General features: G+C 48.7%; 15 protein-coding genes and 2 tRNA genes. 3 read left to right on the forward strand and 14 right to left on the reverse strand.

What is annotated here, in order from left to right:
* Nucleotides 1–217: 217 nt before the first annotated feature.
* From CFT61_RS08750 to CFT61_RS08770, 5 genes are all read right to left on the reverse strand, one after another.
* Nucleotides 218–1,177 (reverse strand): hydroxymethylpyrimidine/phosphomethylpyrimidine kinase, encoded by a 960-nt coding sequence (locus tag CFT61_RS08750; RefSeq protein ID WP_089544063.1) that lies wholly within the window; start codon nucleotides 1,175–1,177, stop codon nucleotides 218–220.
* A gap of 28 nt (nucleotides 1,178–1,205) precedes the next feature.
* Nucleotides 1,206–4,103, reverse strand: a complete 2,898-nt coding sequence (locus CFT61_RS08755; RefSeq protein WP_176425553.1) for a two-component regulator propeller domain-containing protein — start codon at nucleotides 4,101–4,103, stop codon at nucleotides 1,206–1,208.
* Between the two features lie 250 nt (nucleotides 4,104–4,353).
* The gene (locus CFT61_RS08760; RefSeq protein ID WP_089544065.1) at nucleotides 4,354–6,813 is read right to left on the reverse strand and encodes a glycoside hydrolase family 2 TIM barrel-domain containing protein; all 2,460 of its coding nucleotides are present in this window, start codon (nucleotides 6,811–6,813) and stop codon (nucleotides 4,354–4,356) included.
* 89 nt (nucleotides 6,814–6,902) lie between these two features.
* The gene (locus tag CFT61_RS08765) at nucleotides 6,903–7,979 is read right to left on the reverse strand and encodes a glycoside hydrolase family 53 protein (protein WP_089544066.1); all 1,077 of its coding nucleotides are present in this window, start codon (nucleotides 7,977–7,979) and stop codon (nucleotides 6,903–6,905) included.
* Nucleotides 7,980–8,262: 283 nt separating this feature from the next.
* A tRNA-Phe gene (locus CFT61_RS08770) sits at nucleotides 8,263–8,335 on the reverse strand.
* A 175-nt stretch (nucleotides 8,336–8,510) separates the two neighbouring features.
* Between CFT61_RS08770 and CFT61_RS08775 the strand changes: the two genes are divergently transcribed.
* Both CFT61_RS08775 and CFT61_RS08780 read left to right on the forward strand, forming a co-directional pair.
* Nucleotides 8,511–8,583: transfer RNA gene (locus tag CFT61_RS08775), tRNA-Pro, on the forward strand.
* A 22-nt stretch (nucleotides 8,584–8,605) separates the two neighbouring features.
* The gene (locus CFT61_RS08780; protein ID WP_089544067.1) at nucleotides 8,606–9,565 is read left to right on the forward strand and encodes a helix-hairpin-helix domain-containing protein; all 960 of its coding nucleotides are present in this window, start codon (nucleotides 8,606–8,608) and stop codon (nucleotides 9,563–9,565) included.
* Between the two features lie 96 nt (nucleotides 9,566–9,661).
* Here CFT61_RS08780 and CFT61_RS08785 read toward each other — a convergent pair whose 3' ends face one another.
* From CFT61_RS08785 to CFT61_RS08805, 6 genes are all read right to left on the reverse strand, one after another.
* Nucleotides 9,662–11,017, reverse strand: a complete 1,356-nt coding sequence (locus CFT61_RS08785) for a sodium-dependent transporter (protein WP_089544068.1) — start codon at nucleotides 11,015–11,017, stop codon at nucleotides 9,662–9,664.
* A gap of 103 nt (nucleotides 11,018–11,120) precedes the next feature.
* On the reverse strand, nucleotides 11,121–12,482 hold the full coding sequence (locus tag CFT61_RS08790) for a sodium-dependent transporter (RefSeq protein ID WP_089544069.1): 1,362 nt from the start codon (nucleotides 12,480–12,482) through the stop codon (nucleotides 11,121–11,123).
* Nucleotides 12,483–12,684: 202 nt separating this feature from the next.
* Entirely contained in the window at nucleotides 12,685–13,170 is a 486-nt protein-coding gene (locus CFT61_RS08795) for a CYTH domain-containing protein (protein WP_089544070.1), read from the reverse strand.
* A gap of 30 nt (nucleotides 13,171–13,200) precedes the next feature.
* Complete coding sequence (locus CFT61_RS16960) at nucleotides 13,201–13,350, reverse strand: hypothetical protein (RefSeq protein ID WP_176425554.1); 150 nt, start codon at nucleotides 13,348–13,350, stop codon at nucleotides 13,201–13,203.
* Between the two features lie 29 nt (nucleotides 13,351–13,379).
* Nucleotides 13,380–14,504 carry a peptide chain release factor 2 gene (gene prfB, locus CFT61_RS08800; RefSeq protein ID WP_089544071.1) on the reverse strand — a complete coding sequence of 375 codons (1,125 nt, stop codon included), beginning with the start codon at nucleotides 14,502–14,504 and terminating at the stop codon, nucleotides 13,380–13,382.
* 33 nt (nucleotides 14,505–14,537) lie between these two features.
* Nucleotides 14,538–16,346, reverse strand: coding sequence for an AMP-dependent synthetase/ligase (locus CFT61_RS08805; protein WP_089544072.1), 1,809 nt, complete (start codon nucleotides 16,344–16,346; stop codon nucleotides 14,538–14,540).
* A gap of 130 nt (nucleotides 16,347–16,476) precedes the next feature.
* On the opposite strand from CFT61_RS08805, the gene CFT61_RS08810 reads away from it, so the two are divergent.
* Nucleotides 16,477–17,541, forward strand: a complete 1,065-nt coding sequence (locus CFT61_RS08810; RefSeq protein ID WP_089544073.1) for a M20 family metallo-hydrolase — start codon at nucleotides 16,477–16,479, stop codon at nucleotides 17,539–17,541.
* Between the two features lie 52 nt (nucleotides 17,542–17,593).
* Here the strand turns inward: CFT61_RS08810 and CFT61_RS08815 are convergent, their stop codons facing one another.
* The 3 genes from CFT61_RS08815 to CFT61_RS08825 are packed head-to-tail and all read right to left on the reverse strand — an operon-like array spanning nucleotide 17,594 to nucleotide 22,172.
* A complete protein-coding gene (locus tag CFT61_RS08815; protein WP_089544074.1) occupies nucleotides 17,594–19,342 on the reverse strand; it encodes a murein hydrolase activator EnvC family protein in 1,749 nt (582 codons plus the stop codon).
* Nucleotides 19,343–19,383: 41 nt separating this feature from the next.
* Nucleotides 19,384–20,280 carry a DUF4292 domain-containing protein gene (locus tag CFT61_RS08820; RefSeq protein WP_089544123.1) on the reverse strand — a complete coding sequence of 299 codons (897 nt, stop codon included), beginning with the start codon at nucleotides 20,278–20,280 and terminating at the stop codon, nucleotides 19,384–19,386.
* 5 nt (nucleotides 20,281–20,285) lie between these two features.
* On the reverse strand, nucleotides 20,286–22,172 hold the full coding sequence (locus tag CFT61_RS08825; RefSeq protein WP_367379335.1) for a tetratricopeptide repeat protein: 1,887 nt from the start codon (nucleotides 22,170–22,172) through the stop codon (nucleotides 20,286–20,288).
* Nucleotides 22,173–22,192 lie beyond the last annotated feature (20 nt).

A 22,192-nucleotide genomic window follows, 5' to 3' on the forward strand; every position in this document is an offset into this window, starting at 1 on the left:
AGTTTACGTTCCAACCTCTCTTATTCTCCTTAGGCTGCTTTAGAGCTTTATGTTAACGAAACCAACTCATAGTTTTATGGCTCCTAAGTCTATGAGTTCCAAGAAGAAAAACATAGAGTTAAAAAGCAAAGAAAAAAATAACACGGACAAATTCAATTTGTCCGTGTTTCTAATTTAACTTAATTATTTTAACTTTTTGGTCAAAAACCACCTGTTTTCAGCCTTTCTGCCTGAAAGCAGAAGGCGTGACCCCTCTCATCTTCTTGAAGAACTTGGTGAGATGAGCCTGGGATGAGAAGCCGAAGGTATTGGCTATTTCCTGCACCGTATGCGTGGTGGTAGAGAGTTCGCGTTCAATCTCCTTCACGATGTATTCATCGATGATTGCCTTCGGCGTCTTGCCGGAGATACGGCGGGTAACCTGCGCCAGATAGCGGCCACTCACATTCAGCTGGTCGGCATAGAAATGCACATCGCTATAGGTGCGGCAGAAGTTATTCACCTGCGAGATAAACTGGTTGTAAAGTTCAGAACTCCTGCCCTGCAGATTGCTCTCCCTAGCCAGTTCTATATTGATGAAATCCTGCGCCATCGCCAACGCCTCCTCCATCTTCTTGCCCTGGTTCAGATAGATGGCAAGGGCAGAAGAGAAGCGGTTGATGAGACCATGCGAATTGGCATTATCGAGCCGGTAAATCCTGAGCCCCTGCTTTTCGGCAAGCTCCAGAAGTCGGGAGTTCTGAAGAATGATATCACTCTCCTTCTTTCTCGCCACAACTACCGAGCAGAGCGGCAGCAGACGGTATTTGATCTGGCTCACCACATCCTCGGTCATCAGCGCATCGCCCTGACTCGACCAGATGGAAGGGGCGTAGATGATATGGTCGGGACGATACTTTGTCAAGGCATCGATGAGCACATTCAGCGTCTCTACCTTGCGTATCATTCCCACCTTCACGATGTTGGGCTGCATATCGTTCATGATTGCCTCTATCTGTCCGGAAACAATCTCGACGGGAATATCGAAGAACTCCTGGATACCCAGCGTATTCTGCACGGTGATGCTGGTTATCGCCGAAACGGCATAACCTCCCAATTCGAATATCGTCTTGATATCCGCCTGCACACCAGAGCCACCGGTGCTGTCGGAACCTGTAATCGTTAATATTGGCAACATATCGTTTGAACTTTAATCCATATACTTTTTAGCTGCGCATAAACTCGGTTGGAGTCATTCCAAATGCCTTGGAAAAACATTTGGAGAAATAGCTGCTGTTAGAGAAGCCTACGGTGTACATTACCTCCGACACGCTGAACTTGCCCGCCTTTAATAATTTTGCCGCCTTCTGCATTCTCATATCACGGATATACTCCACCGGAGTCTGACCCGTAAGCGCCTTCAACTTTCGGTAAAGCTGCTTGTTTCCCATACCCATCTTCTCCTGAAGCATCGACACGTTAAAGTCAGAATCCACCATATTCTCTTCTATCATCTCCCGAATCTGGTTGAGCAGTTTCTTATCCATCTCATCCATCTCAACTTCCGGAGCCTGAGGAGCATGGAGATCTACAATCATTGCCGACTCGGAATCGCCAGCGGAAGCATTCACATCGAGATTAGAAACTACCAGATGATTCACCTCCTCGAACGAACGGTGAGCGGCAGCATTCTTCAGGTCATCGGCAAGATTGGCATAGAACTGCATACGCGCCTGCACCTGCTCCAGGATTTCCTCCTTCTGCTTTTTCGCCTCCTTCAACTGCTTTCTTACGAAATGAGCATTGATGACCCAGGCTATACCCACAATCAGGAGGGTAAGATAGAACAGCTTGCACCAGATGGTGAGATACCATGGTGGAAGAACGGAGATTTCGAGCTGATAAACTTCATCTCCGATATTTCCCTCGCCATCCACCACATGCACGGTGAGATGATAATCGCCATACGACAATCCATTGTAAGTGATGTCAAGATTGCCCTTGTCCAGATAATGCCACTCGTGGTCGCTACCCTCCAGACGGTAGGCATAGACGGCGGTAGGATGATCGGCAAAAGGCAAATCAGACAGTTGGAGCGTGAAGTTGTTCTCATCATGCTTCAGTACCAGCGTCTTCAGTCCCACGGGCGAAACACCCGGTGTTCCCTCAATGCTCTCGTCGAGCAAGGCATCCTGGGTCTGTCTGCCATTCACCACGATACCCGCCAGGAGCAGCTGCGCCTTGTCGTCCTTCTGCATGGTAAGGTCGGCACGGATGGAGATGAAGCCATCATTGCCACCCATCACCACTTCGTGGTTCAGCTTGGAATAATAGATATTGTTCGGACTCTCCATCGGAATGAAGAATCGGAAACTGTTGTTCTCAGGATCCAGCACGCTGCAGGCATTGCCTGCCACCACCCAGACCTTGTCTGCCACATCACACATGGAGACTACCTTCGCACCAATCTTCCATTCCTTGCTTTCCAGTTCCTTGCCCTTCATCGGCAGGTTCACCATAAAGCACTTCACGCTGGCATTGTATCCTACCCACACATTGCCGTTGTCTGATTTCATCAGATAATTGATGGCATCAGTGCCAGGGATATGAGAGATGCGAAGGGTACGGGTATCGATACGGTCGAGATGATTATAAGATGATGCCCAGACCATTCCCTTTCCATCGAGTACCAGCTGACCGATGTGCAGGCCCGAGAGGGCGTTCTTTCCCTTGTCTGAGAAATGATGGTCTGCCACACAGGTAGCGGTAGCAGCAGATGAGAGCGAGATGGCTGCCAGAAGGCGCTGCTTGTCCAGCACGAAGACGCCACCCTGATAAGATGCCATCCACATTCTGCCCATCTGATCCTGAAGAATATCATAAGCCCAGGCAGTAGAATACTTGCCGGTCTTGTCATAAACGATGAAGTTGAGCAACTTTCCCGTACTCTTCTGATAGAGGTTGATGCCGTGGTCTGTACAGATCCATACATCCCCCTCCTTATCTTCATAAATCTTACGCACACGGTTGTGAGCTAGAGGAGCCGAAGGATTGTTCTGCTTATACCATACCACATTCTGATATTCAGAAGCTGCACCCTGCACACGCACTCCCTCTGCATAGTGAATCAAGCCGTTGGTTCCGCCCATCCACCAGTCGCCGCTGCGGGTCTGAAGGATAGCATGCAGACAGTTTCCCTCGCCCGAGAAGGTAATCTTATCGAGCGAAGTGAAGCGATAGTAGGTATGGGTAGATAAACGGGAAAGTCCGTGATCGGTACCGATCCACACATTCTGCCACTTATCCACATAACAGGACCATACGATATTGTTGGGGATGGTTGCCTCATTGCGCGAGTCGTGAACGAAATGCTCCAGACTGTTGTTCATCGCCATGCGATAAAGTCCATTATCTGTACCGATATAGAGATTGCCATCCTGGTCTTCGTCCAGACACTTCACGGAGTTTCCATCCAGCGCCGCAATCTTGGAGAAGTTCTGCAAAGCCTGGTCGGCGCAGTACAAGGCTCCCTCGGTACCTATCCAGTAACAGTGGCGCTTGGCATCGTAAGCCAGGGCGTTCACCAGCGGCTGTGCTCCGGGAGTCAGGAGAATCTGGCGCTGGTTGAGACGGAGTCCGGCGAGAGAACCCACCAGAAGTCCCTTCTGTGTATGCAGGATAGCATACACATCGTTGCCAAAGGCATCTTTCCTGCCCTTCATATCAAGCACTCGCAACTCCCTTGCCACCTTTTTACTGCCCTTGCCTCCATCTGATTCCATCGCTGGCGCAGAAGCATAGATTCCCTTCTGCGTATCAAACTTCAGCATTCCATTGCCCGTAGCCAGATAGAGCATGCTACCCTCGAAGCCGAGCGCATTGATGCGGATATGACTAAAGGTATGGGAAGCAAAATGACGATAGTCGTGATAGCCATCATAACTGTAGAGACCGTTGTCGGTACCCAGCCAGACTACTCCTGATGTATCTTGGGTAATGGCATAGACAGCCTGAGCACCATCCAGGGTGGTGTTGACGAAACGTTGCGCATGGAGCGCTATGGTTATAAAAAGCATAGCTATCGCCATGCTTACTCTAGATAAAGCGGTTAGTGATTTGTTCATAGCTGCAAAAATACACATTATTCACGACAATGCCAAATATTATTAGAGAAAAATAACAATAGAATAAGGAGAATTTGTTGCTACCATTAGAAGAAATCTCCGTTCAATACTGCTGAACGTATGTTCAACAGTGCTGAACACACATTCAACAGTGCTGAACACACATTCAACGTCGCTGAACGAAGAATTCCCCTAGGGGTAAGAACTTCTACTCCTAGGGGAATCTATATTTATCATTAATAAGTCTGCTTTATATTGCCTGCAGCGTAAGCGACTTTTCCATATTGCGCTTGCCATCCTTTACGGTGAGGATGATGTCTCCCTTCTGTGCCTTGCTCTGAACAACAATAACGAGTTTGCCAGAGAAGAGTCGCATGTGTGGCTGAGTGAAGGAATCGAGCGAAGTAGCATCACCGTTGCATGCTGCCTTGAAGGTTCCGGCACCCTTTACCTCGAAGGTAAGTTCATCATCGGCGAGCGGACACTCGTTGCCGTCCTTATCCAGGAGGCTCACGGTGATGAAGGCAAGATCGTTGCCATCAGCATTCAGCAGTACGTTGTGCTCATCGGTGCATCCCTCTACCATGCAGGCGATAGGCTCATGGTCTGGAGTCTCCACGCTGAACTTCATCTGCGCTGGTTCTCCGGCTGTACGCTTCACGTCCTCGCCTACCTTGTCGCCATACTGGTTGTAGGTAACCACGCGAATCTCGCCTGGCTCATACTTCACATTGTTCCAGCGGAGGCGATAGCGGTCGAGGCGGCTTGACTTGTCCTTGCGCACTCTGCCCTGGCTCTTGCCGTTTACGAAAAGCTCGCCTTCCACACCATCGGTGTAGCAATATACAGGGGTAACCTGTCCTTCCCTGCCCTTCCAGTTCCAGTGAGGAAGAAGATGGGTGGTATGCTGATGCTCATTCCAGCGGGCACGATACATATAATATCGGTCCTTTGGAAGTCCGGCAAGGTCGCAGATACCAAAGTAGCTGCTGCGGCTTGGCCAGTAAGTATCGTAAGGAGTCGGCTCGCCCAGATAGTCATAGCCCGTCCACACGAACTCTCCGATTACCCAACTGTAGTCATCCTGCATCTTCCAGTCATCATCCGGGAGATTACTCCAGGAGCAATACTCCGTATCATAGCTGGAGCACTGGCCATCGGCGTATGGATTGTTGTCGCTGGCACGCACCTGAACCGGGAACTTATACACGCCACGGGAGCTGACGGTAGATGCCGTCTCGGAACCCAGAAGGAAGCCCTGAGGCAACTGCTCGATATTCTTATAATATTTATGTACGCGATAGTTGAAGCCCGGAACGTCCATTACCTGGGCAAATCCACTCTTCAGGGCATCCTCAGCCCTATCCATACCCTGGGTTACAGGACGGGATGGGTCGTACTGATGACAGAGATCCTGCAGATGCTTCGCAATTTCCGTCCCCTCCTTGCTCCACTGCTCAGGAATCTCGTTGCCGATGCTCCACATGATGATGCTAGGATGGTTGCGGTGATGCTTCACCAGGTTGGTGATGTCCTTGTCGCTCCACTCCTTGAAGAACTTGGCATAACCATTCTTGCACTTAGGATAAATCCACATATCGAAGCTCTCAGCCATTACCATCATACCGAGGGAATCGCAGATTTCCATCTGCATGGTAGAAGGCATGTTGTGGGCTGTACGGATGGCGTCGCAACCCATCTCCTTCATCGTCTTGATCTGGCGGATGAGTGCCGCCTTGTTCTCTGCAGCTCCCAACGGACCGAGGTCGTGGTGCAGGCAGACACCCTTGATCTTGCGGGTGATGCCATTGAGCTGGAAACCATTATTCTTGGATACCGAGATGGTACGGATTCCGGTCTTCAGCGTCTGGACATCAGCCACCTTCTTTCCTTCATATCGGGTTAACTTCACCTGATAGAGATAAGGAGATTCCGGAGACCAGAGCTGAGGATTTGCTACCTTCAGGGTAGTCTTGATGGCTGGAGTTGCACCAGAGATAGTCTGCTCAGCAACCTTTGTACCAGCCTCATCGAGCAAGGCGATGACTGTCTTGCCCGATTTTCCTATCTTTCCTTCCAAGAGAGCATTCACTTCTACTTCTGCCTCCTGCTTATCAGCTTTCAGGGTACGCACGAAGGTATCCCAGGTAGAGAAGTTCTCGTTGCCGTAAAGTTCCACGGAAACCGGACGGTAAAGACCGCCGCCCGGATACCATCGGCTGCTTTCCTCTACATTGTTGAGATGAACCTCTACGAGATTCTTCTTTCCGCCAAACTGCACGTAAGGAGTGATGTCGATGCGGAAGGCATTGTAGCCGTAAGCCCATCTGCCAGCCTCCTTGCCATTCACGCTCACCACAGGCTGACTCATCGCACCATCAAATACGAGGACGGCACGCTTGTAGCCCTTCGGCAACTGAAGATTCATCTTATACATACCCTCTCCAATCCAAGGGAGAGCTCCAGAGCGTCCCGACTTCTCGGTCTTCTCCTTTTCGCCATTCTGCTCGATAGCCACCATCTGCAGGTCCCATTTCTTATCGAAAGGACCCGCGATAGCCCAGTCGTGAGGCACGGCTACCTGAGACCACGCTTTGCCATCGCGGGAGAAATCCCACGATGGCAAATTAATGACTTTTCTGCTCTGCGCCTGGCACATGGTAGAGAACGCCAGGGCGAGAGACACGAAAGTAATGCTTCTCTTGATCATATCTTTTTCTTCTAAGTTAGTACAATATTCCATTTTAAAATTCGCTTTCTATCGCTCCCAGAGGAAGCGAAGAAAGCTAACTTACCCAATTACTTGAAAGCATCGAGTGCTGCGGTTGGCTTGCCGCTGTTGTCGAAGGCTCCCTTGTCGTAGCCGTTCCAGCCGCTGTTGCATTCAGGCTCCCAGTAGAACACACCCTCGCAGGTAGAGATTGCCTTGCAGCCATCCACCATCTTCTTGAGGAATGGAGCGGCATTCTCAGAATTCCATACCATACCAATCTCTGAGATGATGACATCGCAGTTGTATTTGCCGGAAAGGGTCTTGATGTTGCTGAGACAAGCATCGGATACCTGCTCCCAGGTCTTGTCAGTAATCCAATCTGGATAGAGCGACATACCGATGACATCCCATTTGGCTCCATTCTGCTTCAAGCCATCAAACATCCAGGTATATTGGCTCAGATTGTTTCCCTTATCGAGATGCACAATCACCTTAGCCTCCGGATAAACCGCCTTGACGGCATCATAACCGGCATTGATATAAGCGGCAAAATTAGCCATGTTCTTAGAGGCACGGCCTGTTACCTTCAGGGCAGCATCGCCAGCCTCATCATTCCAGAGCATGCCGTCGGTGGTCTCATTACCTACCTGTACCCACTCTACGTTGACACCTCTTGCCTTCAAGGCATTCAATACATCCTTGGTATGATCGGCAACCGCCTGCTTCATCTGCTCGAAGTCATAGTTTTTCCAGGCAGCAGGAACACCCTGCTTGGATGGGTCTGCCCAGGTATCAGAGTAGTGGAAGTCTATCATCAGACGCATACCAAGCTGCTGAGCTCTCCAAGCCTTTGCCACCACATCATTCTTTCCGTTCCATCCATCCTCAGGGTTTACCCATACACGAAGACGGATGGAGTTCATGCCGAGGTCGCGGAGAAGCGCCATGCACTCAGTAGCCTTGCCATTGGCGTTATAGAACTTCTTTCCGTTCTGCTCCATCTCTGTAATCCAACTTACATCGGCTCCCTTGGCGAAGCCACTCATATCGTATGTCTTCTCCTTTTCGGGAGTGGTATTATCATCATTGCTGCAACTCGTGCCCGTAATAGAAAACAAGAGTGCTGAAGCCAGCAATATGGCTTTTCCTAAAATATTCTTCATTGTTCTTTTGGCTTTTTGGTTTGATTTCGATTGCAAAAGTAGGTTAGAATACCGCAATCTCACGCTAAATATCAGACAAATCTAGCAACAAAAGGGACAAATACCCGAAATATATCGAAGAAAAAGGGAAAAGAAAGAAAAAAGACGCAGGAATCCAAGCCCCCAACATAGCCTAGGGCAACGCCCTAGGTTAACATTACCAGATAGCTATGCGCCCTGAAAGGGCAAAAGCCTTAAAAACACAAAAAAGCCGAACCTCTTTGAAGAAGTTCGGCTTTTTAAGTGGTACCACCAGGAATCGAACCGGGGACACAAGGATTTTCAGTCCTTTGCTCTACCAACTGAGCTATGGCACCATACTCTTACAGATGATTTCTCATTTGCGGGTGCAAAGGTACAACAATTATTTGGTTCCACCAAATTTTTAAGTGAAAAACTTTTCAAAAAAGATAAAAAAGTGCTTTTTTATTTGGTATTATGGAGATTTTGGTGTACCTTTGCACCGTCTTTGTACTCACAAGTACCACAAAACGGGATTTAGCGCAGTTGGTAGCGCACGTCGTTCGGGACGATGAGGTCGCTGGTTCGAGTCCAGTAATCCCGACTCACCTATAAAATCGGAGCTTATGAAGTTCAAAGACATTTTTTACCTTCAAAAGAAAGACCGACAAGCTCTCCTCACCCTGCTTGCCATTATGATTGTGTGTGTTTCTCTCACGTTCCTGATTCAGGAAAAGCAGAACGATGCTCCTGTGACTTCCCAACTAGACTCCACAAACAGCAATCAAGAGAAAGATGCATCATCTGCCAAAATCCATCACGCCTCCAAATCTCATCCTTTATACAGCAAAGAAGAAGGTATGGTGCACGAACTCTTCCCTTTTGATCCCAATACGGCTAGCGCTGAGGATTTCGAACGGCTGGGATTAGAAAGCTGGCAAGCCAGAAGCATCATCCGTTTCCGGGAGAAAGGCGGCATCTTCTCCCGCCCATCCGATTTCGCCCGAGTCTATGGCATCACCAAGAGAACCTACGAGGTGCTGTTGCCGTTTATCCAGATAGCCGACGATTACAAGCCTGCGGCTGATTTCTACGGAAAAGAAGGGTATGGAAGAAGCGGAAGGCGCAATACACCTTATTATAATAATAGAAGAAACGATGATACCAAGGTTTATAGTTATCCACATAAGCTGAGAGCCAACGAGCATATCGAAATCAATGGTGCCGATACGACGCTGCTGATGAAGATTCCCGGTATAGGCAGTTACTATGCCAGCCGCATCGTAAGATACAGAGAACGGCTGGGAGGATTTGCATCTGCCCAACAGTTGGAAGAAATCGATGGATTGCCCGAATCTTCCATTGCCTATATCAAGATTGACGAGCAGCAAATCCGCAAGATGAATCTCAACAAGTTAACGCTCAACCAGCTCAAGAAACATCCCTATCTCAACTTCTATCAAGCCAAGGAAATCTGTGATTATCGCAGGCTGAAAGGTCCACTGCATAGTATAGAAGACCTCAAACTGCTGAAGGATTTCCCACCAGACGAAATAGAAAGGTTGAAGCCCTACATCTGTTTCTAGCTATCCGGCAAGACCTGCATATAAAAAGTAAGGGCAAAAGCATCGTACCCTATTGGCGTATGGTGCTTTTGCCCTTACAAGACTATATGTGAGGAACTAGATAATTCCAAACTGATGCAGGAAGATCAGGAAGATGCAGATTGGACAGATGAATCGGATGGTAAAGAGGAAGACAGGAAAAAGCTTTCCACTTACCGTATTCCAGTTGGTGAATTCATCACGCACAATCTTCTTTGGTACATACCAGCCCAGGAACAGGCAGGTGATGAACGAAGACAACGGCATCAGAAGCTGCGCCGTCAAATTATCACAGTTGGAGAGGAAATCCTTACCGAAGAAGCCCAAGCCCTCTACCGCTCCCTGAGAAAGGGAACAGAATACTGCGATAATACCACAGACTATCGTCTCAACCCAGGCTCCCTTCGCACGACTTACCTTGCCCTCTTCATAAATAAAGGCAGTACCAATCTCGTGCATCGAGATGGTAGAGGTAAGAGCAGCCAACACCAACAAGCCATAGAACAATACAGAGATGATGTAACTAACCACCGGCATATTGCCAAAAGCCTGCTGGAAAACATTAGGCAGGGTGATGAAGATAAGCGACGGACCACTATCCGGCTGAACTCCCACAGAGAAAGCTGCAGGGAAAATCATCAATCCTGCCAATACGGCTATGACCGTATCGATGGTTACAATCTGAGTGGCTGATTTCAAGAGATTCGTCTGTCGGTTGAAGTAAGAAGCGTAGGTGCAAAGACATGCCGTACCCATACTCAGCGAGAAGAAAGCCTGTCCCAGAGCCTCGAGCAGCACATTCTCATCTACCTTACTGAAATCCGGTTTCAGCAGGAACTCCACTCCCTTCATCGCCCCCGGCAATGAGCAGGAAGCAATCACGATGACCACCAACAGGATGAAAAGCAGCGGCATCAAGATCTTGGATGCCTTTTCAATACCGTTGCGAACACCGCGAACCACCACCATGTGGGTGAGCAGGATAAAGCCTAAAGCCCATAATACAGGACGAATCGGATCGGATGCGAAGGTCTGGAAATAGCTCTTCACATACTCCGGATCACCATGCACGCCACCAATAATGCTGGCATAAAGATACTGCAAGCACCAGCCTGCCACTACGGAATAAAATCCGAAGATGATCATGGAAGTGATGATGCCCATCAATCCCAAGGCACCCCACGCCTTGTGCTTACCCAGATTGGTATAAGCACGGGCTGCATTGGATGCAGAATGACGACCGATGATAAATTCGCTCAGCATACCCGGCAAACCCAGCAGAATGATGCAGACTAAATAAATCAGGATGAAGGCTGCACCACCATTCTGACCAGTCATATATGGGAAACGCCAAATGTTTCCCAATCCTACAGCAGATCCCGCCGTGGCGAGAATAATGCCTAACTTGCTTCCGAAATTTCCTCTTGTTTCCATTATGTTTATGTTAAATGTGTAGGAATCTATGTTTATTGAAGAACTACACCTTATATTATATATACCTTAATATTATATATAGCTTATGTCCAAACTCCGATTATCACAAAACTCCAAACTGGTTTAAGAACACCAGCAAGATGAGGATTGGGCACACGAACTTAATCAGGAAGAAATAGATGCCAAAGAGGCGACCCTTCAAGGTTCCCCAGTTGGTAAACTCATCCTTCAAAATCTTCTTTGGCACATACCATCCCAGGAATAGACAAGTAAGCAAGCCTGCCATTGGAAGGAAAATCTGTCCGGTGATGAAATCAAACCAATCGAAAAGCGTCTTGCCCAACCAGGAAAGCTTGTCGGTAGCTCCCAATGAGAACGAACAGAATGCACCAATGACGGCACAGGAGATGGTTACAATCCAAGCACCCTTCTTACGGTCGATCTTCAACTCCTCGTAGAAGAACGAAGTATTCACCTCGTGAAGCGACATCAGAGAGGTCAATGCTGCCACTGACAGAAGTACATAGAACAGCAGGGAAATAATCCATCCCAATACAGGAAGTGCCGCAAACGCCTTGTTGAAGACATTCGGCAAAGTAATGAAGATGAGTGACGGACCACTATCCGGCGAAATGCCTACAGAGAAGGCTGCAGGGAAAATCATCAGACCCGCCAATACTGCAACCATCAAGTCGATGACAGAAATCTGCAATGCCGACTTAAAGAGATTGGTCTGGCGACTGAAATAAGATGCATAGGTACAGATGCAACCCATACCGATACTCATAGAATAGAACGACTGTCCCAAAGCATTGAGGAACACATTGCGATCTACCTTTCCAAAATCAGGCTTGAGCAGGAACTCCACACCCTTGCCCGCATCAGGCAACAGGCAGGAAGCCACAACGATGATGAGCAGCAGGATGAAAAGCAGCGGCATCATCACCTTGGATGCCTTTTCGATACCGCCACGAACACCATGGATAATCACGAAATGACAAATCAGGAAAATAACCACCGTCCACAATACAGGACGGAACGGATCGGCAGCAAATTCCTGGAAATACTGAGTCACATAATTGGCATCACCATGCAGTTCGCCAATAATGCTGGCATAAACATACTGAAGGCACCAACCCGAAACCACGGCATAATAACCCGTAATCAGGAAACCCGTGAGCACTTCCAGAAATCCCACCCACTTCCAGGCTGTGCCATTGGCAAGCTTGGTATAGGCGCGAGCTGTATTGGAAGCACCGTGGCGACCGATGATAAACTCCGAAATCATACAAGGGATACCGAGCAAAAGCACGCTTCCGATGTACACCAAGATAAAGGCTGCGCCACCTTCCTGACCAGCCATATAAGGGAAGCGCCATACGTTACCCAAACCTACGGCGCCACCAGCGGTAGCAAGAATCATTCCCAACTTGCTACCAAAACTACCTCTATTTGAATCTGCCATTTCCTTTACTTTCTCTTTATTATTACTATATTATTTCTTTTTAAAACTTAGATTCTCCTTTATTATTTCACATCAAACTCACAGCGCTATTATATCTTTCTTAACGCTTCAGTTCTTTGATGCTGCAAAATTATAAAAAATAATCCAAATAAGCGTATAAATCGAAAGTAAATTATGCAAAATCTTAAATAATTATACAATTTTATAGCGAATCACGCCATTTATAGAATGGATTTGTCAAAAGATGCGAATTATAGAAGCGTTTGTCGCCTGTTACTTCGCGATCGATGAAATCCGGTTTCTCGTAAGCTTCGGTCTCGCTTTCCAGCTCTACCTCCGCCATCACCAAGCCTTCGTTGTCACCATAAAACTCATCCACCTCGAAGATATGATTACCGCTTTTCACGAGATAGCGGCGCTTATCAATCACGCCTCCCTGACAAAGTTGCAGGAGATGCTGCGCCTCGTCCATGGTAATCTCCTTCTCAAACTCATAGCGGGTCATTCCGCCATTCACCGACTTACCCTTGATGGTAAGGTAAGCCTTGTCGTCTCGGGTGCGAACGCGCACCGTAGCCCCCTCAGCCGGAATATATCCCTGCTGGATATGACTACTAGAAAAGGCGGCGCTTTTGTAAGCGTCGCCCTTCTTGACGAGGAATTTTCTTTCTATTTCCAATCCACTCATTTCTTACTCTTTTTATGCAATAGAAGTTTATTAAGCTATAGAAGCTGCATAGATGGCAAAGAGAGCACCCAGTGCAATCAAAGAGATGAAAATCCACTTTACTACTTTCTCGCCCTTGGCAGCCTGCTTCTTCTGATAAGCCTCATGCTTGGCTCTTCTTAAATCTTTATTTCCACTCATAGTTATCTTATTTTTAGGTTGTTATAATTCTATTGTTCGTCATCGGTAGTTGGGAACTCCATCAGGTATGCCTTGATGAAATCATCTATCTTGCCGTCCATCACGCCATCCACATCAGAGGTCTGATAGTTGGTACGATGGTCTTTCACACGACGGTCGTCGAAGACATAGCTTCTAATCTGGCTTCCCCATTCTATCTTCTTCTTGCCAGCCTCTATCTTCGCCTTGGCTTCGAGGCGCTTCTTCATGGCGCGGTCGTAGAGTTGACTCTTCAAGAGCAACAATGCCTTGGCACGGTTCTTCGGTTGGTCGCGGGTCTCGGTGTTCTCGATGAGGATTTCTTCCTCCTCGCCCGTATCAGGATCTGTGTACCAATAACGCAGACGGACACCCGACTCCACCTTATTTACATTCTGACCACCGGCACCACTCGAACGGAAAGTATCCCAGGAGAGCTTGGCAGGATCTACATACACCTCGATGGTATCATCCACCAACGGAGTAACAAAGACACTGGCAAAACTGGTCATTCGCTTGCCCTGAGCATTGAAAGGAGATACACGCACCAGACGATGCACACCATTCTCGCTCTTCAGATAACCATAGGCGAACTCGCCGCCCTCGATGGTCATCGTCACGCTCTTGATACCAGCCTCATCGCCTTCCTGCATATCGGTGATGGTTACCTTGTAGCCATGAGCCTCAGCCCAGCGCATATACATACGCATCAGCATCTGCGCCCAATCCTGACTTTCCGTACCACCGGCACCGGAATTGATCTTGAGCACGCAGTCCATCGGATCTTCCTTCTGGCGAAGCATGTTCTTCAACTCCAGGTCTTCGATAGCCTTGATAGCCTTGCTGTAATCGGCATCCACCTCTTCCTCGGTCACCATATCGTCCTTATAGAAATCGAAGGCGAGCTTCAATTCATCGGCATAAAGGCGCACGGTCTTATAGCCATCGAGCCATTTCTGGATGCTCTTCACCTTCTTCATCTGTTCCTGCGCATACTTTGGGTCTTCCCAAAAGTCAGGAGCCTGGGTGCGGAGCTGCTCCTCCTCGAATTCTACTTTCTTCTGGTCGATATTGAGATAATGATGGAGAGCATCGGCTCTGTCCATCACATCTTTCAACTGGTCAGCTGTAATCATTAACTTTGAATTTTGAATTTTAAAGTAAAACCATTATTCCTCATACATTTTGTCAATCTCCGCCTTATAGTTCTTGTTGATGATAGGACGGCGAATCTTCAATGTATTGGTCAACTCTCCCGACTCCATAGAGAAATGGTGAGCCAGAAGGGTGATACGCTTGATTTGCTCATAATAAGCCAGGTGCTGCTGAAGAATCTGGATGCGATCCATCAACATCTTCTGCACCTTCTCGTTGGCACACAGGTCCTCACGGCAGGCGAAGGCGATGTGATGCTCACGAGCCCAATCCTCTACGAGACGGAACTCAGGTACAACGAGGGCTGAAACGAACTTGCGCTGGTCGGCGATGACTGCCACCTGATCAATGAACTTATCCACCAGGAGCAAAGACTCCACCTGCTGCGGAGCGATATATTTACCATTCGAAGTTTTGAACAAATCCTTGATACGCTCGGTGAGGTAAAGCTCACCATCCTTCAGATAGCCGGCATCACCGGTATGGAAGAATCCATCCTTATCGAAGGCCTTGGCATTGGTGGTATCGCGATGATAATATCCTGGAGTGATGGTAGGTCCCTTGAGGAGCACCTCGTTATCCTCACCGATCTTGACCTGGATGCAGGAGATAGGACGACCCACAGAACCCAGGCTGCGCTTCTTGTCGAGATGATCGCAAGATACGGTAGCAAGACTCTCTGTCAAGCCATAACCCACCACCATATTGATACCGATGGCATGTACGAACTCCTCCACCTCAGGACTTACGTAAGCGCCTGCCGTAGGGAAGATATTAGGATTATCCAAGCCCAACTGCTTGCGCACAATGCTCAGGATAGTCTTGTTGACAATCTTATATTCCAGCTCCAGAGCCAAAGGAGGGCGCTTGCAGTTGGCTATATACTCGATATTGCGCTTCCTACCCACTGCCAGAGCATGGTAGAAGAGCTTCTTCTTGACAGGACCAGCATCATCCATCTTAGCCTTTACGGCGATATACACCTTCTCCCAGAAACGAGGCACACTGCACATACAGGTAGGGCGCATTTCGCGCATACTCTCCTGAATCTCCTGTGGATAGGTATTGATGATGAGCTGGGCTCCCTCACTCAAGCAGAGATATGCCCATCCACGCTCAAAGATATGGGTGAATGGAAGGAAATCTATGACACGATCCTTTTCGGTAACAGGAATGCACTCATTGTTTGCCTTCAAAGCAGCATAATACTGGCTATAGGTCAGCATAACGCCCTTGCTGTCACCGGTAGTTCCACTGGTATAGAGGATGTTGGCCAAATCATCCATACTTGCCTGCTTGTAGAGTTCCTCCACTTCGGTCTGACGTGGAAGATTCTCACCCAACTTCAGGAAGTCCTTGAAATAGAGGGCTGCAGGGTCGTGTGTACTGATGCGCACACTGGAATCGAAGATGATGATGCGCTCCAGGGATGGGCAGAGGGCAAAGATACGATGTGCCTTGTCATACTGCTCCTGTTCGCCAACGAAGAGAAAGCGAATCTGGGCATCATTGATCATATATTGAATCTGCTGCTCACTGCTGTTGGCATAGAAAGGAACGGAGGTTACTCTGATACCGTATGCACCAAAATCGGTGTACAGATAATGCACACAGTTCTGTGAGAAGACAGCAATTTTGTCTTGTGGTTTAGCCCCAAGATTGAGGAGGGCATTGCTCACTTGTTTCACTCTTAGGGAAAACTGATTGAATGAAACCGTTTGCCACTGGTCACCACCAAACTTCCTGAAGGTAAGCGCAGGCTTATCTCCCCACTTCTTAGCAAGGTCATGAACCAGAACCGAAAGATGACTATTAATTTGCATAAGCTTAGTATTATAATATTGGTGCAAAGATAATAGAATTTGTTAAGAACACAAAATAAAATGTTGGTTTTTCCACTTTATATGCTCTTTTTTTCGTAACTTTGTCCCCAAAACATTAAAAAGAGAGATTATGATGACACAGGAACAATATGTTAGCGATGCGGTGGAACTGCTTAAAAAGCTGATTGCCACTCCATCGGTAAGCCGCAACGAAAAAGATGCTGCCGACATCATGGAGCAGACCATCCGCAGCTATGGTTTCGAACCGCAGCGCGAGGCAAACAACCTCTGGATTATCGACCCTCACTACGATGAGAGCCGTCCTACCTTGCTGCTCAATGCCCATATCGACACCGTGAAGCCCGTGGCTTCGTGGAGCCGTGATCCTTTTTCTCCAGATGTAGAAGATGGCGTGCTTTATGGTTTGGGTAGCAACGACTGCGGTGGCGGACTGTGCTCTCTTCTTCAGATTTTCCGAATGCTGACGGAGAAGCCGCAGAGCTACAACCTGATTTATCTGGCTTCCGCCGAAGAAGAGGTTTCGGGAAAGGATGGCATCACACGTGCCCTACCCTTGCTTCCACACATCGATCTTGCCATTGTGGGAGAACCTACAGGCATGAATCCTGCCGTAGCCGAAAAGGGACTGATGGTGCTGGATGTGATTGCTCATGGCAAGAGTGGCCATGCGGCAAGAAACGAAGGAGTGAATGCAATCTACGAGGCACTGGATGACATGCGCTGGATTCGTGATTACAAATTCGAGAAGGTAAGCGAATTCCTGGGTCCTACCAAGATGACGCTCACTGTGGTGAATGCCGGAACCCAGCATAATGTGATTCCGGATAAGTGCACGATGCTTGTGGATATCCGAACCAACGAGTTTTACGACAACGAGGAGGTTTACGAGTTTATCCGCCAGCACCTCAAGAGCGAGGTAAAGGCACACAGTTTCCGCCTGAAGTCTTCGCGCATCGACCCGGAGCATCCTCTTATCAGAAAATGTGTAGCTATGGGTATGAAGCCATTCGGAAGTCCTACCCTCAGCGATCAGGCATTGATGCATTTCCCATCCTTCAAGCTGGGTCCGGGCGAATCTTCCCGCTCCCATTCTGCCAACGAGTTTATCCGCATCAGCGAAATACGCGATGCCATTGCTAAATACGAAACCCTCTTAGATGGCGCTGCCATCTAAGAGGGTTTCCTCTATCTTGTTTATACAGGTTACCTTAATGATCTCCTATATTTTATCTTCCCAGCCAAGCCTCAGGGTTAAGCTTGGCAGTCTCTTTTCTAAGCTGGAACTGGAGGATGTTGTCGGAGCCAACGGCACCCAAAGCCTGACGGGTACTAACCTTCTGCCCCTTATGTACGCTGACCGATTTCAGGTTGCAATATACCGAGATGTAGGCACCATGGCGAACCAGGACATTCCACATACCACCGTATCCGAAGACGGCACTCACCTCACCATCGTAGATGCTGCGAGCCACACAACCCGGCCTACCCTGGATATTGATACCCTTGTTGTCGAGGGTAACGCCCTTCAATCCCTGAACATTATACTGACCGAAGTGGCTCACGATGCGATAACCGCCGCTGATAGGCATAGGCAATCTGCCACGGTTTGCCTCGAATCCGCCACTCAACATTCTATCTACCGAACTCAAGGTTGCCGCTTCCTGCGCCTCCTTCTTGGCAGCAGCAATCTCACGGGCCTGACGCTCCTCATCCGCCTTGGCTTTCAGCTCAGCAGCCTTGCGGTCAGCTTCCGCCTTCTTAGCCGCCTGTTCGGCAGCAGCTTCACGAGCCGCCTGTTCTGCGGCAGCACGCTGAGCAGCTTCGGCAGCAGCACGGGCCTTAGCCTGCGCCTTTGCTTTAGCCTTCGCCTCAGCCTGGGCAGCAGCTTCTTCCTGCGCCTTTCTAGCAGCCTCGGCAGCAGCACGAGCCTCCTCGGCAGCCTTTCTTCTTGCAGCCTCGGCAGCAGCCTCACGAGCCTTCGCCTCAGCAATACGACGTGCATTCTCCCTTGCAGCAGCCTCAGCAGCAGCTTTCTTACGCGCCAGTTCCTCTGCACGCTTCTTGGCAGCAGCGGCCGCAGCAGCCTTGCGCTTAGCCTCGGCAGCAGCACGGGCACGAGCCTTGGCTACTTCCTGCTGAATCAAGCGGTCGATCTGAGCATTGATGGCAGCATCCTTCTGGCGCTGATCGGCGATGACAGCCTGAATGGTCTTCTGCTGCTTCTGCAGTCCGTGTACCATCTCCTGCTGCTGGGTCTGCTTGCCTTCAAGAGCAGTTTTCTCCTGCTTGCCCTTATATAATAAGGTATTCTTATGCCCCTTTACATTCTGCAACTGCTTGTGCTTATCGTTCACCTGCTGCTGCTTAGCCTTTACAGCCTCGCCCTGCACCTTCTGGTAAGAAGAGTACTGGCGGATGAACGAGAGACGGCGGTACATCTGGGTCAGGTTCTTGGCACTGAAGATAAACATCAGCTTGTCCTGCACCGTATGATGCCGGCTCATATATCGCATAGAACGGATATACTTGTTCTTTCTATCCTGCAACTGCTGCTGAAGGGTCTTCAACTGCGCCTGCAGGATACCGATGTTTCCATTAATATGATGAATATCCTTCTCGATACCTTCAATCTTCTTCTGACTCTGATCGATTTCGCCATTCAGCGCCATCAGGTCTTCCAGACGCTTTTTCACGTCAGCCTTGTTCTTGCGCAAAGCCTGCTCCTGCTCCCTGATTCTTCGCTGGATATCGGCACGCTGCCCCTGCAATCCTCTGATAGAAGCATTGCTATAGGTAGCAGCACGGCGTTCTGCCTTGGTAGGTGCCTTGGCACGGCGAGCCGCCGGTTTTCTTTGAGCCTGATGCTTACGATTGGCAACAGCGGTTTTCTTCACCGGCTTCTTATGCACCGTTTTCTGCGCATAGGGAGCAAGCGAGAACATGATTGCCAATAGGAAAAATATAATTCGCTTCATTATTCAATACATGATTTCATTGTTTTCTTTCGCGACAAACACTACATACTCATCAGTTTGCCGAGTACATCCTCTGGAGCCACCTTCTTGTACTTGTCAGACACTTCGGTCTGTGCCTCCCATTTACTGTCGGTCTTCACGCTCTTCATATCGATGTTGATCTTCACTACCTGAGGCTTGTTGTTCACCATGGCAGAGAGTGTAAGATTCTGGGTAGCCGGGAACATCTTCACGCCCACGCTCTTGAAATTGCTGTATTTCAGATTGAGCTTGGCTGTGCTGGTGCTTCTGTCCTGATACACCACATTGGCCTCGGTGATTCTGCCCGAATTACGGTTGGCAGTCCAGGTATAGTTCAGTTTGCCATATTGCAGAGCCACAGGTACATTCTCACCCACAGCATCCAGGTTGGCAGAGAATTTTTTCAGGTCTGCATCTGTCACCTTCTTGGTTCCAGGCACGAGCAACTGGTTCCAGAAGAGCGCCTGGAGAGAATAGAAGTTTACGCCCTGCTTCTTCAGGAAATCCACCTGGGTATAATCTGCCTTGATGTATTCCTTGTGAAGGCGGTCGATGATCAGCACATAGTTAGGGGTGAATTCCAGTCTTCCCACCTCTGTACCCAGGATAGGGATGAAGAGCTGGATGCGGATTACCTCATCCTTGCGCATACTCAACTTGCCCGGCACGGTGATGTCCTTATCTGCTGCCTGCAGATTGAAATTCATATTGCCCACAATATTATTGGTATAAACCTGATTATCTGATACTTTCTGAACGAAAGCCAGATTCCTGAGCGCAGCCGACTGCTCCGCCTTTGTCTCGGTTTTCTTATCATTGGCATTCACCTTTCCAGCTCCTTCCATCTTCTTGGTAGTGCCGCAGGAAGCCATCAGCAGGAGTGCCGCAGCAGCTACTGCCATATTCATCTTCTTCATATTCATTACTTCTTTTTACCTTTCTTATTCTTTTTACCCGCAGACTTGCCTGCCACTTTCGATTTCTTGAGCTCAGCAGCTGCAGGGTTCTTCTTTCGTTGGAATTCTTCCTCGGAAATATATTGCTTATTTTCTATCTTCCATTTCAGAATTTCGGTCTGATGATCGTCATCCAAGGCCTGTTTCCAATAGCCGACAGCCTCATTCACCATACCGTTCATGGCGTAAATATCGCCGGCATGCTCCAATACCGTACTGTTATTCTCGGTAGAATCACGGTTCTTGAGAGCCGCATCGATGTAGGTCTTGGCATCTACATAACGCTCTTCCATAAACAGAATCCAGGCGTAGGTATCAAGATAGGTACCATTGTTCGGTTCCAGCTTGATGGTCTTGTAGCTCATTGCCTCAGCCTTGTGCAGGTCCTTGCCTTCCTCGCTCAGATAGTAGGCGTAGTTGTTGAGCGCCATTACGTTGTCGGCTTTCCACTGCAGACAGGAATCATAGGCTGCAAAGGCTGCATCCTTCTGATTCTTCTGATGCAGGATGTCGCCCATCACGGCATAGAGATCAGAAACCAGGTCGTTGGCAGAGAGTTTATTCACCTGAGCCACACCCAGCCGGAACTCATTGAGCGCCGCATCTTCGTCCTTATTCTGATAGTAAGCCATACCTCCGAAATAATAGAAGATCATCTCTTCCGGATTGTATTCGTGGGCAGCCTTCGCCTGTTCGATCACCTCATGATACTTCTTCTGATTCCAGAGCAGCTGAATGGTCTGGATGCGCGCATTGGCATTGTCAGGAGCGATATCAAGCACCTTTTTGAAGGCTGAAATCACAGAGTCGGGCGGCATCTTCTTCAAACTCATATAGGCAGCACGCACCTCGGCTATTTCAGAAGACGGCTGTGGCACATTGAGCACCTTATCGAAGAGGGCGATGACCTTGGTAGAGTCGCCGCCTTCGGTTTCATTGTTCTGGATGAAGGAACGGAACATCATGATCTTGGTCTGGGTATCCGTCTTCTGACTCATCAGAATCTTATCGAGCATGCCATTCGCCAGATCCGCCTGCTTGGTGGCATTGTAATAATCGTAGAGCGACATCTGGGCGTAGGAATTATCCGGTTCTTCCTTCAGCACATCGGTGAAGTACTTGAACGCTTCCTTCTGACGGTCGTGCTGCATCAGCCAGTTGCCCAGCATGGTTTTATACTGCATATCCAGAGGATGCTGTTCTACAAGCGACTTCAGTTCGTTATAGGCAGCCTTCTTGTCATCCATCATCTCATGGATACGCATCTTGGTGAGTGTAAACTGCTCGCTCTCACCTTCTTCGGTCTCCAGACGGTTGACGGTATTGAGCATCATCTTGAAGTTCTTCTGCTGCTGATAGAGCTGCGCCAACACGCGGAGCACATCCGTATTGCTGTGATTCTTGGCATAGACAGCCTCGTAGGCATTGATGGCATCCTCGTATTTTCCCTTGCTGATATAGTATTGGGCGAGTCGCTCTGCAAAAATCAGGTTCTCAGGATCCTGCTCTATCGCCTTCTGCAATCGCAGAAGACCCAGCGAATCCTGCTTCATCTCGGTCAAATAGAGAGACAGATAATAATTTGCCGTTGCCGAGTTAGGATCGATGTTCCGGGCGTGTTCGTAGAGATCGAAGGCGGCAGAATAATTGCCAGCTGCATGCTGGCGAGCCGCCTCGGTCAAGAAGTAATCATATCGCTTACGATTGTTTGGAGAAAGCGAATCCACCCTTACAGTCTGCTGTTGCTGTCCGACAGGCTGCATCTTCTTTTTCCGGGCGAGCGAAGGCAAGGCTATGGCGCCGATGAGCACCACAGTCACCCAGACTCCCATGTTTCTTAAATCTATCTTCACTATCAAATCTTATCTAAAAA

The sequence above is a fragment of the Segatella copri genome (genome assembly GCF_002224675.1).
Lineage (GTDB): Bacteria > Bacteroidota > Bacteroidia > Bacteroidales > Bacteroidaceae > Prevotella > Prevotella copri_U.